Genomic DNA, 15,559 nt, shown 5'->3' with positions numbered 1-15,559 from the left:
CTTTAAAAAGGGGCGGATTTATCCGCTCCTTTTTTATTATATTTTCTCCATGCGAAAAATTTTAGCTGTTGTATCGCTTTTTGCTCTGGGTGTTTCTGCTGCGTTTGCTGCCGAACCCACAGATCTGGATTCCCTTTTCAGGGGCCATGAATATAAGCCTGTATTGAATGCGTCCCTCAGAGATTCTGCTGATTCCCAGCAGAATGCCGCCGTGGTTAAGGCAAATACCAAGTCCGGCAAGTCTGACGGTTACTATATGCTGCAGTTCGAAGCTGTTGCTGACTTTGATGCGGCTCAGCGTCGTCGTGCCCAGCTTTCCGCTAGCACGGGTTATGCAATCCAGGTTGTATTCGATACTCCGTTCTACAAGCTTCGTGGCGGTGGATGGACTACTAAGAAAGCCGCTGAAGATAAGGCTCGCGAACTTTCTGCCTATAATATCAATGCGTTTGTAGTAAAGGTTAAGTAGAAGGGAATTGTCGGACCTTTGGGGCTGTGAGATTCCTTGCTGCAAAGATTAAAAAAGGTACTGCGGTTGTCCGCAGTACCTTTTTCTTGTATAACCGTTAGACTTTTTACACTAGCAGGCCGAGTGCCTGTTTGATAGCGTGTTCGTCCATGCTGGAGGGGAGCAGGGCTCGTTCTTCAGGACCAACAAAAACCAGGTTCCTCTCGAAGTCCGGGCGGCCGCTCCTGTTGCGGGGAACCAATTCCTGGGGCTTGAGGGAATAGTAGAAGGGGCCGGTCTTGACGAAGCGCTTTTTCTGAAGACCTTGGTTCAGGGCTTCGGTCAGTGCCTTTTGGAGTACAGGACCTGCGCGATCCACGTGATGCAGCTCCAGAATTCGCTGGATCAGGATCTCTTCGTGAATCGGTGCCTCGTGATCTACGTAGAATTTCAGCTGGGTGATAATGGCTGCAGCCGGCAGTTCAGCAATAGGCTTGTCGTGGGGCGTGCCCTCGATCTTAGGGTGTTGCACCTGGTAGGCCACCACCTGCGGTCCTTCGCTGACGGGCATTTCCAGTTCGTCTTCATCTTCCGGTTCTTCGTCGCTGGCGGGAGGCGGAGCGATACTTTGTTCGATGGCGAGCGTTGTTACCAGGTGGCTGACTTCATCCTGATTTGCCATGTACCAGAAGGGGAGCCAGAGCGCCAGGACCTTCCAGCCAGTCTGTTTCAGGATGGTAGGACGGATATAGTCGCGGTCTTCCACGGATTCACGGAAACGTTCCGTAGTGCAGTCGTCTTCGATGAGTGCTAGGAAGCGGCTAGGATTATTGGCGTCTGCCACGACCGGTCCCACAGGAATGCCTCCCTTGGTAAAGGAGTCTTCGACCTGGAAGTTTTCTTTCTTAAGGGCGTCGACGATGGAATCGTGAATGTCGGACCCTGCTGTATGAAGGTCGTTCTTTTCGGTGAAGTCCTTGGCCTGCAGGTAGGTGATCCAGTCCCAGAAGAGATTGTGCTTGGCATTGCCCTGCTTGGCGAGATCCGTTTCGGAAATGTAGACGTGGGTTTCGTGCTTTGCCAGAGTGGAACAGACGGCTATCTTGTTGTCGCCGTTGACTCCAGTAACGCCTTCGGATTCGGCGCAAACAAGGATCACGTCGCGGAAACGTCCCGCGGCTCGTTCCGGGGTCTTGACGTAATAGCGGATATCCGGATTCTGCTGTGTGAAGAATCGTGCCGTTGCGGAACCTGCCGCCACCATATTCTTGATGCATTCCTCGATTTCGTGGCAGGTCGTCTGATGGAATGCCACGATACCTAGGGTCTTGCTGGGGTTCTTTTCTGCATGGCGGATGGCTGCCTGTGCGATTGCATTCACCTTGTTCTGGACGACCTTGAGCTTGATACCGGTGAATTTTTCGCGACTGGGAACAGGCAATTGTCTGATGCCGCGGCTATAGATTTTCTGGTTAGCGAAACTTACCAGGGTCGCGTCGGAATACTGGGTCGAGAACCACAGTTCGCGAGTAGAAATGCCCTGGCGAAGAGAGGCTGACAGAATGCTATCGTGGAACAGTGTCGTATGAGAAATCGGCGGTTCCTGGAAGGCGTCGTAAGTGAGCGGTTCCAGAGCGGGATAGTGGGGGTCACCCACAAGAATAATCTTGTTTGCGCTGAGCAGGGTAGGAATGGATTCTACGACAGAGACGCATTCTGCATCAAGAATGATGGCGATGTCAAAGTGTCTGTCTTCAGGCAGGCAGAAAGAATCGCTGAGACTGATGGATGTCAACCTTTCGGGCGAGGCTTGAAGAGTGTCGTGTAATTCCCTGAAGTTCGCGTTGCAGAAACGGTCCTGGATGTCTCTGTATTCCTTGCCTTTCTGGGCGTGTGCCTTGGGATTCAAGGAGAACAGTTCCGGGAAAACCTTGGTTGCTGTCTGCACCTGGGAGCCTGCCCAATGATGAGCTACGGCCTGCGGGATTTCCCGATTGGCCTTGCTGGGATCCTTTAGGAATGCTGAAAGGTTGGGGCAGTTGTAGTCTGCGATTTTCTTTGTAAGGGCAGACAGTTGTAGATGGGTGTCCAAGCTATCCCAGTTCTTGTTCCAGGATTTGATTGTGCCCAACCACTTTTCAATGCTTTGGCTTTCTAGAGGTTCCTCTAGGTTCATTTCCTTGGTAATCTTGCGGATGGCTTGCTGGAGACTGCGTACGGCTTCGCAAAGATCGCCCAACTTGGGCTGTAGGTCTTTGAAGAGACTCCACTGTTCAAGAATTTGCAGGAGCAGTTCAAAACGAGGATTGTCCTTGTGCTTGTCGCGGAAGTCGTACAAGTACTGAATCTTGGTATTCAGTTCAATCCAGTTGGAACGTTCGTAGAGCCAATCTTTTCCGAGGAGGTGATTGCCCAGAACGGCTGATTCCTTGTATGCCTTCTTGTTGTCCTGCAGTTCCAGAAGGGTGTCTATCAGGTCGATAAGCTGGGCGTCGGACTGGACTTCCTTGGGGTTGCGGAGAACCTGGAGGAGCTGGCGCCTAGAAGAACGGTAACGGTCTGACAGACCCTTTAGGGTGGCCTTCTGACTTTCAACGAAGTCTTCGCGTGCGGTAAGGATGTTTTCGTCTACGGCATTGTCGGTGTAAATGTCGGACGTCTGACGGCGGTAGCGGACCCACTTGTCGCCCGCTTCGGGCAGCATGGACAATGTTTCTCTGTAGGCGTCCCAGTTGCTGGAACGGAGCTGCCATTGGTCGTAGGTGGGTGTGCTTTCGCTAAAGTTGTCTTTGAATAGTTCAAGGATATCGGAGAGACCGGCCAGGAAGATTCCTGTGGGGAACAGGCCTGCTTCCTGAAGTCGTTTGAGGATGGTATCCAGTTCACTGGCCCGTTCGGCGGCGCGGTTCAGTTCATCGGCCAGAGAGTTTTTCTGCTCTGGTGTGAGGCTAGGAACCTTGACGCCTTGGAAGGCTGTACGGGCTTCGATGCCGTTTTTCTCGAAGTATAGCTCAGTCAGCTCTGCAAGATCTTTTTTAAGGGCTTCGTACCTTTCGAAGCTAAGTTCGGGCACTCCCTGGAAAATGGTCTCCGGGAATTTCTGCTTGGGGGCTCTGGCCTTGATGAATTCCTTGAGAAGGCCCGAAAGCATGATGCCGGATGGCTGCAGGGGCTTGTTGACTGCGTCATAGTAGTCTGAAAAATCCTTGCGGGCCTTATGGAGTTCCTGGGCGACAGCATTGCGGTCAACGTTGGCGAACGTGCGGAAAGGCGGTTTCCATGTGTTCAGAAATTCCCTGGCTGTGGTTGCTCTGCGGCTGACCACAAGGACGTTCTTCCCCTGGGCGACAGAATCGGCTACGATGTTGGCGGCAACCTTCATCTTTGCGGTGCCCGGCAGCGCCTGGATTGCGTAGGCTTCTACTTCTGGATCCAGGGCGTCTATGGCTGCCTTGCTAGTATGGGAATCGATGGTATAGAGGAAGTGATGTTCACAGGGATTGAATACCTGATTGAAATCTTTTTCCTCGAAGATGGATTCCTTTACCTTAAAGCCGTCTTCTCGAAGAAGGGATGAAAGTACCGGGGCTGTGTCAATTTTCTTGTCGTTCCATCCCTGTTCAAAACGGTTTTTCAGGAGGAGTCGACCGGTGTTGAAAAATCCCAGGCAAAGACCATGACGAGTGAACTTCCAGCTCTTCATGGATGCGATGGACTTTTCGAACATGGAGAAGTACAGCAAGAGGCTGAACTGCCCATTGATGATTGCATCGCCTGCCTTGGGCAGGGGGACGGAATCCTTGAGGCGTTCCCTAAGGACTACGTTCTCAATAGGAGTCCTGTTGGAAATGTAGAGAGTCTTCTTTGTCGTGTCGACATCGAGGGGGATTAAAAGGCTTGGTGCAAGTGCGTTTCCGTCCCACTTCAGGAAGCCCAGAAGAAGGTACAGGTCCGATCTGCCGAAATCTTCGTCTTTTTCTTTAAGGACGGTGCAGACGGATTCAATGGTTTCAGCTTTCTGCTGTGCGCTAAATTTGTCGCTCACAGGGAAGAAGGAATCCAGCGGCAGCGGGCCATTGGAATTTTTCCACTTTTCGAAGAAAAGGTCGCCAGCCTCCATAATAAGAGGAGATTGGAAGTCACCCTTGGTAGAAAAGTTCAGTAAACGATCTTTTGAATCAAAAAGAGCTGCTTCTTGACGAATTTTCGATATGATTGCAGAAGGAGACACTTGAGCCATACTATGAATATAAATTTTTTCCCCCGCGTAAAAATTACGTAAACTTTATAAAGTATGGATTATTTGTTCAACTGCCGCATTTAGGGGCTGTGGGGTGGGGGTATTTTGGAAGCCTGCCTTGTAAAGTACTCGGCCAATGAGGGCTTCGGGGGTTATGCCATCTTCCTTATCTTGCCGAATACTGTGAGCTAGCTCACGTTTGGAAAGCTTCTTGCCGTTGGGATCCACGATTAGGGCATGGTGCAGGTAGAAGGGGCGCTTGTAGGCGGGCATCTGTATGCGGGTGGAATCGGCACAGACGTTGGCGATTAATTCTGAGAGGTAAATCTGACGTGCCGTGGAATTGCGGATGTCTTCGCCTCGAACGATATGGGTTATTCCTTGATGCAAATCATCGACGCAGACGGCGAATTGGTAAGTCCAGAAACCGTCGCGATCCCGGATGGGAAAGTCTCCGCATTGTTCTGACGGATTCTCGCTGAAGTCTCCGAGACGATAGTCTTTCCAGTTTATTATTTTGTTAGAAATTCTAACCCTGAGGCTATGGGGCGCAAGCCCCATCCCATTATTTTCCGGTTCCTTGTCTCCCACCTGAAGGTGGCCAAACGCCTCTCGTCTCTCATCTAAAATTCGGCATTTCCCCTGGTAGATAATTTCTCCAGTTTCGCTTCTGGGATTTTCGGCCTCCAGCTGCTTACGGCTGCAGGTGCAGGGGTACACTAGGTCCTTCTGGGAAAGTTCTTCCAGGACAGCCTGGTAGATGTGATGACGTTCGCTCTGGATGCTTTCGCTGTGGTGCTCAAAACCGAGCCATTCCAGGTCTTCGCGGATGCCGTCGATGTAGGCTTGGCGGGCTCTTCCCTGGTCGTGATCTTCAATTCGCAGGTGGATGTGCAGGTCCCATTTCTTGGCGGCGGCCCAGACGTAAAGTGCCGAAAGCAGATGGCCTTCGTGGAGGTAGCCGGTGGGGCTTGGTGCGAAACGGATTTTTCCTGACATGGCCCAAAGTTATAAAATACTGAATCCTGAAAAATGGGCGGTCGTTTCTTTTGCTATCTTGAGGGGCAAATGGCTAATAGACATTCCAGATTTTTTTATGGTGCCGCCGGTGTTTGCGTGTCTTCCCTGGCGATTGCCCTTGGTGCCTGCGCTTCTGCTCCGGCAACTCAAAAGGCTGACGAAACGGTTCCTGTGGAATCCGCTGTTGCGACCGACGTTGCAAAGGCTGAAACGGTAGAAACGGTTGAAGTTTCTGCAAAAGAAAAACTTCCCGGGAGCTATAAGGATGTTCAGTTCCCCGAGTTCCAGTATGTGGCTCCCCATCCCAAGGATTACCGCGTAGAAATCGCCTCGGGAATCGTGGGCTATATCGTTAGCGATAGAAGTCTGCCTTTGGTTGACTTTACGGTCTACTTTGATGAATCGGATGTGCCTAGCTCCTTGAAGGATGAGGCGGCCAGTTCCGTGGTGGGTTCCATGCTTCGCCGTGGTGGCGGTGGTGGAATAACTCCCCATGCCCTGGATGATTCCCTGGAATTCATTAGTGCTGGTCTCAGTTCCTCTGTTGGAACTTTCAGCTCCATGTTCGATATCAACTGCCTGTCCAAGGATTTTCCGGGCATGATGAATATGGCCCGTCAGGTTCTTACGGCTCCCGCCTTTGATGGGGAACAGCTTGAAATTATAAAGGCTAACTATGTGACGGCCTACGACCGTCGATACGATACCCCGGCTAAGGTTCTGTCTGCCTTGAAGAGCAAGGTTAATTATGCCCCCAACGCAAGACTTTGGGATGCCAACGCCGAGGAATACAAGGCTGTCACTCCTGCCGATGTGAAGCGTCTGGCAGAAGGTGTCTACTCTTCGAAGAAAATCATTTTCGCCTTGTCTGGCGATGTGGATAAGGATTCTGCAATTGTTGCCCTAAAGGAATTCTTTGCGAACTGGAAGGTGGATTCTGCCAAGGTAGCTCGCCCGAAGCCTGAACCGCTGACCTTCCTGAACAAGCCTGGAATTTACGTGGTGGACAAGGATATTACCCAGGCCAACATTTCCATGAACCAGCCTTTTGTAAAGCGTCCCCATGCGGATTACTATCCGGCTGCAGTGGCCAGTTTCATCTTGGGCGGCGGAAGCTTTACTAGCCGTCTTATGAATCGAGTCCGCAGTGATGAAGGTCTTGCCTACAGTGTCTATAGTTCCGTCGGTAATGATTATCGCGATACGGCCATGACCACCATCGCCTTGCAGACCAAGGTGGAATCGGTGGACTTTGCCATGAAATTGATTTTTGAAGAAGTGGAAAAGCTGGCCAAGGAAGGTCCTACCGAAGAAGAATTAGCCCAGGCCAAGAAATCCCTGATCGAAAGCCTGCCCAGCCTGTTTGACAGCCCTTCTTCTACGGCAATCATTTTTGCCAAGGGCGAACTGCTTGGAAAGTCCTTTGACCATTATCTGGATTATGTCAAGGAAATCAACGCTGTGACTCCGGAACAGGTAAAGGCCATGGTGGCAAAGTACTTTGACAGGTCCAAGATGACCGTTTCCATTGTGGCTCCTGTGGCAAAACTTGAATCGATTAAACCTTTTACCGTTGTCCCCCTGGATAGCCTGGAATTTCGTAACTAGTGATAGCCGGTTTCTTTAAAATTGCTGGTTTTGTACTGCTTGTCCTTGGACTTGCGTTGCCGGCGTTTGCCCAGGATTCTGGAACGACGAATTCTGCGGCTTCTTTTGTTACCGCGATCTCGGCAGATTCCTTGAAGAAAATCGGTAAACATGAATTCCTGAAGAAAAAACTCGGGAATGAAGATGACGTTCGTTCTCTTTGCTCGGGGCTCAAGGCCTGCCTGAATGTGGATTTTGAAGGTTGTTTCGAAGAAGACTTGAAACCATGGCCTAAGGTGAAGTACAACGATGAATTCTGCGCTCCCTACAAGGAAATTGTAAGTCGTGGTTTCAACCCTGATCCCAAGCAGCCTATGGTGCATGAGGTTTTCGCTCGCCTAGGACGCAAGTATCGTGCGATTTACGTGAACGAGGGGACCCTTCCGCTAAATGAAGATGTGATCAGCTACCTCTTTGACAATATGCCTTTTACAGCACAGCTGATTAACGCTTACCTGGATGAAAACTACACCCTCGAGTATACTCATCGGAATCGTCGGTTCTTTAATGGCAGCAATGGCCGCAGCCTTTCTGGAGAATTCTACTGGGCCTTGCAGGATAGTGCCGGTACTAAGCTGGGCTTGCGCAACTTGTTCTTCGGATACGGACATGCCAAGGTCTTGAAATGGTCCCTGCATGGTACTGCAATTGCCTATTTGGACATGGATCCCGTTTCGAGGATGAAACTTAAGTACAAATTAACGGCTATTGTGTTCCCGGCCAACTCCGTCTTGAATTCCATTATGCAGATGGGTGTGTTCAAGAAAGTGGTAAATGAAAAGATCGACCATATTGTGGGAGATGTGAAGAAGGCTGCCGGCAAGTATTTCTCTGGGGACAAGGAGCCCATGCTGAAAAATGCATCCCTGAAGTCAGTGGATAATATTCAGTATGTTCTGGATTTTGAAAGCGTGGTGAATGGGGCGCCCTGGAAACTAGGCGACTTCGAAAAGGTTCAGAAGGAACGCGTCGCGCAGCGTAAACAGGATTTGGACGCAGTTCCAATTATAGTGAAGGACAATCAAGTTTTAGAGGAAAAAAATGAGTGATTTGATCGAAAAGGAAAGCTTGGAATCCCTGCTGGCCCGTGTGACGGACCGTCGAAAGGAACTGTTGACTTCTGTCGTTGACCGTCGTACAAGGCATTTCTGCATGGTGCTGGAAGATCTGTTCGATCCCCATAACATTTCTGCAGTGATCCGTACGGCTGAAGTCTTTGGCCTGCAGGATGTGCACGTGATCGAAGAAGATAACGCCTATAGCGTGAACAAGTCCATCTTGAAGGGTTCCTACAAGTGGATGAGCCTTTACCTTTACAAGAAGCGCATGCTCTGCATGGAAAAGCTTCGTGCCAAGGGCTATAAGATTGCCGTGGCCAGCACCAATACTACCAACTCCGTTCTGGATCTGGACTTGAGCCAGCCTACCGCTTTTTACCTGGGCAGCGAGTTCCATGGTAACCACCCGGACACCCTGGCCCATGCCGACTATGAATTCAAGCTGCCTCAGTATGGCATTACCGAATCCATGAATGTTTCTGTGGCTGGTGGCGTGCTGATGACCTATCTGGATGTATACATGCAGAAGGAAGGCCGCGAAAAGTTCCTGCTCCCCAAGGCAGAACGCGACGCTTTGCTGTATGATTGGCTGGATCGCCATGTAAATGGCATTGAAAATAATAGTCCTATCAAACGTATCGAAGAATAATAACTAGATTAAAAGCCAAATGAAAAAGTATTCTGCACTGTATTTTTCTGTGGGCCTGGTTGTAATACTGGCGCTCATTATTCTTGTATTTGGCGTATTTTTCCTGAACGAAAAGGATCCTCGCGAAACATTCAACACTTACTACCTGCGTTTTACCCAGGTCAGTACCCTTGTGCTGGATGACCCTGTGAAGGTGAACGGTGTTCGTCTAGGTAAGGTCGAGAATATCGAACTTTCTGGACACCGCGTGGTGGTGACGATCCGACTTCGTACCGACGTGAAGATTCCCAAGGATTCCGAAATCAGAGTGCAGAATATCGGTATCATGGGTGAACGTCAGATCGGTATGATTCTCGGCGATTCCACAAGCTACTTCGTCCCGGGTGATACCATTTCGGGCCAGTTCGACGCCGGTATTGCAGAAGCCATCGGCCTTGCCGGTGAAGTTTGCGATAGTACCAAGGTCCTTCTGGAATCTGTAAAGAAGGCTCTGAACCAGACTATCGTCAATCCGGAATTCCAGGATCGTTTCAAGACCCTGCTTGTTAAGGCTGAAAAGCTGGAAGACCGTCTGATGCTTATGCTGAATACCACCGATCCCCAGCTGAAGAAGAGTCTGGAAGGCTTGAACCAGGTGACGGAAAAGGTGAATGGCCTTATTGATGGTGTAAAGTCTCCCATTGACAATATGTTTGCAAGTACCGATAAGGTGATGGGTAACGCAAATAATTTGATTGGCGAACTGGAAGGTGTGACCAAGCACCTAGATGATTTGGTTGGAAGAGTCCAGACTAAATTGGAATCCAAGGACAACACCGCCGGTATTTTGTTGAACGACAGAGCCCTGCATGACGACATCGTGAAGACGGTTCATTCGGCTGATAGCCTGTTCCGTATTATTCTGCAGGACGGTCTGGACGTCAACGTGGATATTTTCTGAGGAAAAAATGATAGTTAAGACATTAGTGGTCACAAACAAGTTGGGTATTCACGCGCGTCCCGCCGGTATGATTGTTGATATTACCGGCCAGGCTAAGAGCGACATCTCCATCGTTTTTGAAGGGGCCAAGGCAAACGCCAAGAGCATCCTGAACGTGATGATGCTTGCTATTCCCGCTGGTTCCGAAGTAAAGTTCGAAATCGATGGTGAAGATGAAGAGAATGTAGCTTCCTTGCTGGAAGGTTTGTTCAATGACCACTTCAACGAAGAACCCTGCTAAGAATGATGGCTTGAATCCGGTTCACGGTTCGTTGCGACGCACTGTACTGACCGGCGTTCCCGCTTCTCCCGGCTTCGCTATGGGCCGGGTTTTCCCGGTTTCGAACCGAGAAATTTCTGTAGTAGAGGAAACTCTTCCTGAAAGTCGACTGGCAGACGAAGAACAGCTTTTCTTGAAGGCTGTTAGCAAGACGGCCAAGGAAATCGCCCAGATCAAGGAAATATCCGAAAGCCGCGCAGGCATGAAGGATAGCCTGATTTTTGCAACCCACCTGATGATTCTTCAGGACCCCGGGTTGGTAAATGGTATTATCGATAAGATTCGCAAGGACCGTAAGAATGCACGCTGGGCTGTGCATGTGGTTCTTGGGGCTTACATTGACCGCTTTGAATCTATTGATTCTGCGGCCATGAGAGACAAGGCGGCTGACCTTAGGGATTTGTACAATCGTCTGATGGCCGCCATGGAAGACTCCGGACCTGTGCTGGAGGATGTGGCTCATGAAGAAGGCGTTGTCCTGGTTGGCCATGAACTTCTGCCTAGCCTGTTGATGTCCATTAAGCCGGGGCAGGTGAGCGGTCTCGCCATGGATACCGGTGGCCGTACTAGCCATGTGGCCATTCTTGCACGCTCTCTCCAGATTCCCCTAGTCTCTGGTTTGCGTAACGCAGCCGCCATTATCAAGGCTGGGGACGTCGTCATTGTTGATGGCTCTAGCGGCAAGGTTGTCGTAAACCCCAACGAAGAAGACATTAAGGATTTCCGCGAAAGGCAGGAAGTCTTTGAACGCCAGCGTCGCGAACTGTTTACCATGCGACAGCTGGAACCTATGACCCGTGATGGTAAGTATATTACCCTCCACGCCAATATCGAAATTCCGGGTGAAGCAGATAAAGTAACGGATTTCGGTGCAACGGGTATTGGCCTTTATCGTTCTGAATTTTTGTTCCTGCGCAAGGATGCTCCCACGCAGGATGAACAACGCGATGCCTATCGCTATATTCTCGAGACAATGTCTCCGTGCCCAGTGACGATCCGTACTCTGGATGCTGGTGGTGATAAACTGGTTAGTGGCATTAATGCAGTGAGTGAGTCTAACCCCTTTATGGGCTGGCGCTCCATTCGTGTGTGCCTCGATCGCGAAGATATTTTCTGTACCCAGCTGAAGGCCTTGCTCCTGGCAAATACCAAGGGCAACCTGAGACTTTTACTGCCCATGATTTCTGGCATGACGGAACTTCGCCGTGCAAAGGCATGCATCAAACGCTGCCGTGATGAACTTGAAGCCGAAGGTAAGAAGTGTGCCAAGGTGAAGGTGGGCGTGATGATTGAAGTGCCTGCCGCTGTCATGATTGTTGACAAGCTTGCCAAGGAAGTGGATTTCTTCAGCATTGGTACAAACGACTTGATTCAGTTCACCCTCGCTGTGGACCGTACCAACGAACTTATTACAGACATGTTCCAGCCGCACCATCCGGCGGTGCTTAGCATGATTTATGAAACTGTCAAGGCCGCCCATCGTGAAGGTATTCCTGTGGCGGTTTGCGGTGAAATGAGTGCTGACCCCATGAGCGTCTTGCTGCTGGTTGGCCTTGGAATTGATGAACTTTCCATGACTCCATGGAACGTCATGTCTACGAAGAAGATTATTCGATCCATCAACTTTGAAGATGTCAGGGAAACGGCTCTGACCGTGCTTCAGATGGACGATGCCGAAAGCGTAAACGCCTATCTTCACAAGAAGTATGCGCAGGCTATTAGAGACCTGGGCGTGCTTAGTGTGGTGGGCCAGGCCGATAACAGCAAGAAGTAAGAGAAAAGTGAAATTTGGTGTTTTTGTTGCAATAATAAGCATGTGTGCAGTGGGCGCATATGCTCAGGTTGACTCCGTCCAGACGGATTCTGTTCAGAATAAACCTATTATAGATAATGCCGTTCCGCAGCCCTTTCAGGCAACTGACAGCCTTGTGGCTTCTATGCCTGTGGAACCTGTAAATCCGTATGCAGAACTTGAACAGATTCCCCCAAATCGATTCCAGGACATGGTGGTTCGATATGATCGTGCCCGCGCCTTGAGCCTGGACGAATCCCAGCCTAGGGATGTTCGTGACTTTGCCAATGCGGCCCAGTTCTTCTATAAGGAACAGTGGGATAGTGCTTTTGACGCTTACAGCAAATTGATGGGCCGTGATACGGCCTTGGATGGTGCCGTCGTTCTCCGTATGGCCAAGGCTAAGTTCCAGCAGGGTGACTTCAAGCAGATGCGCGAAACCCTCCAGAAGAACAAGGCCATGGAAAAGGATGCCTCCTGGGACCGTCAGGCAAGCCGCCTCCGTATCGAGGCCGCCATGGCCGATTCTACTTTGAGTGATCGTGCCCATGCAGATTCCATCAAGGCCTTTATTGATAAGTATCCTAAGTCTGACGATGCTTCTGCCCTTAAGTATCGTTATGCCAAGTATCTGGAACAGTTCAAGCAGCTGAAGAATGCGAAACGCGTCTACATGCAGTTGTTGACAAGTTCTACTTCTTATAAGGATTCTGCTTTCTCGGCCATTCGTCGCCTGCGTAAAGTGCAGGGCGCTCCGGAGTCTTTGCCCGAAAAGGTTGCTTACGCCAAGATGGCCTGCGCCAAGGATGAGGCTGCTAGCTGCCTGACCTTGCTGGATTCCATTCAGATTCTTGATGCGGCCTTGCTTGCCAAGTCTCCGGAATCTGCGGTGGCTCTTCCTGAAGATTCTATCCAGAGCAAGTTGCCTGTGAGCAGCCTGGACATGGATACTCGAATTAACCTTTGGGAAAAACGCGCTGTCGCTCTTCGCGGCTTGAAGCGGGAAGATGAGTCCATTAAGCAGTTCCGATTCTTGCTGGATTCTGTGGAAATGCGTCCTCTGTGGATTCAGTCTACCCTGCGTCTGCTTCGCAACAACTCTAGCAAGTATGCCCGCGAAATTAAGATGTTCGATTCCCTGCTGGCCGACGTAAGCAAGTACAGCAAGGAAAACGCCAACAATTTGTGGGTTCGTGGCTTTGAATACGAGCAGAATCAGAAGTATGATAGCGCCGTAGTTTGCTACCGCGAACTTTCTCACAAGCGTTTCAAAAATAATGTTAAGCGTCAGTGGGCCAAGTTCCGCATTGGCTTTGTCTACTTCAAGCAGGAAAAGTGGCAGGAAGCTATCGATGCTTTCACCGATGCGACCAAGGATCAGTTCCTCTGGAGTGGAAGTGGCGCCCGTATGTTCCTGGGGGATGCCTACATGAAATTGGGCAAGGATTCCCTGGCCCGCGAAGCCTACCTAGATTGTATCCGCGATTTCCCGCTGGCCTACTACGCTCATCGTAGTCGCATGAAGCTGGTGGAATACAAGCTGATGGATGCGAAGGACGTTCCCTATGCCCATGGTATTCCCATGTCGCCCGAACAGACTTTGGCCTGGATTCGTGACTCTCAAAAGCTGGGCAAGCCTGACGCTACTTATAGCCCGGAACGTTATAACCGCATAAAGACCTTGTTCCATTATGGCTTTACGGATCAGGCATTCGCTCTTTACGATGAAGCTCGCAAGAAGAATGCTAAGCGTCTGGACTTCCTTTATGAATATGGTCAGCTGTTCTATGAAGTGGGCGAAACTGCTGCCGGTTACCGTCTGGCTCGTCAGTTCCAGAACAATATGGACCGTCGCCGTCTTATGGCTCCGCCCATTGCCGTCCTGCATTACCTGTTCCCCATTCCTTATCGCGATCAGGTGAAGTTCCATTCCGGTGATCGCATCGACCCCTTCTTCGTGTATAGCGTTATGCGTCAGGAATCCATTTTCAACTTTGAAATTGCTTCTCCTGTTGGCGCCTGCGGCTTGCTGCAGATTATGCCCGCTACAGGAAAGACCCTGGCAAAGTTGGAAAATATCGAGAACTTCGATCCGAAGCAGTTGTACAATGCCTATATGAACATCCGTCTGGGCATCCGTTACCTTGTGGATCTGAAGGCTGAGTATAACGATGACTATATGTATGTCCTGGGCAATTACAATGCAGGTCCCAAGCCCACCAAACGTTGGCAGGCTGCAGGCCAGGGCCTCCCTTGGGATGTCCGTGCTGAAGATGTGAGCTATTGGGAAACCCGCGACTACGTAAAGCGCGTCATGGGCAATTACTGGATCTATCAGGAAATTTACGACGAACTGTAAGACGCGAGGCGACAGGTACGAGGTATGAGGGCGGAGCCTGGGGCTCCTTTGAGGTAAATAATCGCGCCGAAGGCTCCTAGCTTATTAACTCATAATTCGTAATTGATATCTAAACCGCTAGATTCCTCGACTCCACTTCGTTTCGCTCGGAATGACACTCAAGGAATCTCATCACTCATCACTCTTCACTATTAACTCCCCATGCTTTTTCTTCTTTTGACCATTGGCCCCGCGTTTCTTTTTGCCTGCGGAAATATCCTTGAAAAATCGGGTGTTTCCACCGTGGGCAAACGTACTGGTGGTGTGTCTAATCCTTGGCAGTTTCTGAAAGGCGTCCTGAGTAATGGCTTTTGGTGGTTGGGCATCAGCTGTTCCGGCCTTGCGACTATTGGTTATTACATAGCCATGGCACGCTATGACTTGAGTCAGGTGCAGCCTATGATGGTGCTGAATCCGGTTTTGACGGCATTGATGGGTTTTGTTATTCTGAAAGAAGTTTTGACTCGCCGTATTGTTGTAGCGATCTGCTTTGTGGTGGTAGGCCTTCTTTATTCTGTAGAATCCCTTGGCGAAGCGACCAGCGTACAGGATGTTTCTATGTTGTGGGCTTATGCCGGGGTCGTTTGCGGTGCTACCCTTGTTGCTCACCTTTGGGTTAAGGATCGCGAAATGGTGGACTCCCTGATTATGGGTGTGGGTTTTGGAATTTCGGCTGCATTCTATAAGAGCCTCGCCATGGATTTTGACCTTGACAATGTGACTCTTTCTTCCGTGGGAGTCCTTCTTCTAGACTTTAGAACTTTGGGTTATATTGTCACTTACGGCATTGCCTTCTTGTATTCCCAAGTTTCTTTTTCTCGGGGTAGAGCCCTGTTTATTATCCCGTTCAGCGCTGCTGTCGGTGCTGCTGTTCCTACGATTGCGGGAGCCTTGGTCTTTAGCGAGGCATTCCCTCTTGGAAAGATGATTTCTGTTGCGCTTGTTCTTACGGGAGCGGCCCTGTTCGTGGTTCGTCGCCCTCGTTTAAAGAAAGGCGAAAAGGCCTAATGATTCGTGAAAGATCTGTTTGCCCTTGTGTGATATAGAT

At 50.2% G+C, this 15,559-nt stretch carries 11 protein-coding genes; 9 read left to right on the top strand and 2 right to left on the bottom strand.

All coding sequences use genetic code 11. From position 1 onward, the window contains the following. The first annotated feature begins 49 nt into the window (after positions 1-49). Positions 50-469: an SPOR domain-containing protein gene (locus BUB73_RS02655; RefSeq protein WP_073283614.1), complete on the top strand. Its 420-nt coding sequence runs from the start codon at positions 50-52 to the stop codon at positions 467-469. A 106-nt stretch (positions 470-575) separates the two neighbouring features. Here the strand turns inward: BUB73_RS02655 and BUB73_RS02650 are convergent, their stop codons facing one another. Further along, on the bottom strand, positions 576-4,688 hold the full coding sequence (locus BUB73_RS02650; RefSeq protein WP_073283370.1) for a DUF3320 domain-containing protein: 4,113 nt from the start codon (positions 4,686-4,688) through the stop codon (positions 576-578). A 45-nt stretch (positions 4,689-4,733) separates the two neighbouring features. Continuing rightward, positions 4,734-5,687 carry a glutamate--tRNA ligase family protein gene (locus tag BUB73_RS02645; RefSeq protein ID WP_073157579.1) on the bottom strand — a complete coding sequence of 318 codons (954 nt, stop codon included), beginning with the start codon at positions 5,685-5,687 and terminating at the stop codon, positions 4,734-4,736. A gap of 69 nt (positions 5,688-5,756) precedes the next feature. On the opposite strand from BUB73_RS02645, the gene BUB73_RS02640 reads away from it, so the two are divergent. The 8 genes from BUB73_RS02640 (at position 5,757) to BUB73_RS02605 (ending at position 15,519) form a co-directional block, all read left to right on the top strand. Next, entirely contained in the window at positions 5,757-7,316 is a 1,560-nt protein-coding gene (locus BUB73_RS02640) for a M16 family metallopeptidase (RefSeq protein WP_073283611.1), read from the top strand. Further along, positions 7,316-8,404, top strand: coding sequence for a hypothetical protein (locus BUB73_RS02635; RefSeq protein WP_073283368.1), 1,089 nt, complete (start codon positions 7,316-7,318; stop codon positions 8,402-8,404). The genes BUB73_RS02640 and BUB73_RS02635 overlap by 1 nt, the downstream gene beginning before the upstream one ends. Then, positions 8,397-9,062, top strand: a complete 666-nt coding sequence (locus tag BUB73_RS02630; RefSeq protein WP_249269426.1) for a TrmH family RNA methyltransferase — start codon at positions 8,397-8,399, stop codon at positions 9,060-9,062. The genes BUB73_RS02635 and BUB73_RS02630 overlap by 8 nt, the downstream gene beginning before the upstream one ends. A gap of 19 nt (positions 9,063-9,081) precedes the next feature. Continuing rightward, a complete protein-coding gene (locus tag BUB73_RS02625; protein WP_073157563.1) occupies positions 9,082-10,002 on the top strand; it encodes an MlaD family protein in 921 nt (306 codons plus the stop codon). Positions 10,003-10,009: 7 nt separating this feature from the next. After that, positions 10,010-10,282, top strand: a complete 273-nt coding sequence (locus tag BUB73_RS02620) for an HPr family phosphocarrier protein (protein ID WP_073157561.1) — start codon at positions 10,010-10,012, stop codon at positions 10,280-10,282. After that, complete coding sequence (ptsP, locus tag BUB73_RS02615; protein WP_073157558.1) at positions 10,254-12,095, top strand: phosphoenolpyruvate--protein phosphotransferase; 1,842 nt, start codon at positions 10,254-10,256, stop codon at positions 12,093-12,095. The genes BUB73_RS02620 and ptsP overlap by 29 nt, the downstream gene beginning before the upstream one ends. Positions 12,096-12,102: 7 nt before the next feature. After that, a complete protein-coding gene (locus BUB73_RS02610) occupies positions 12,103-14,472 on the top strand; it encodes a lytic transglycosylase domain-containing protein (RefSeq protein WP_249269427.1) in 2,370 nt (789 codons plus the stop codon). Positions 14,473-14,673: 201 nt separating this feature from the next. Then, positions 14,674-15,519 carry an EamA family transporter gene (locus BUB73_RS02605; RefSeq protein WP_073283363.1) on the top strand — a complete coding sequence of 282 codons (846 nt, stop codon included), beginning with the start codon at positions 14,674-14,676 and terminating at the stop codon, positions 15,517-15,519. Positions 15,520-15,559: the final 40 nt, after the last annotated feature.

The sequence above is a fragment of the Fibrobacter sp. UWH6 genome, assembly GCF_900142465.1.
In the GTDB taxonomy this organism is placed as follows: domain Bacteria; phylum Fibrobacterota; class Fibrobacteria; order Fibrobacterales; family Fibrobacteraceae; genus Fibrobacter.
The sequence above is the reverse complement of the archived record's forward strand: the minus strand, read 5'-3'. Positions and strand labels throughout refer to the sequence as shown.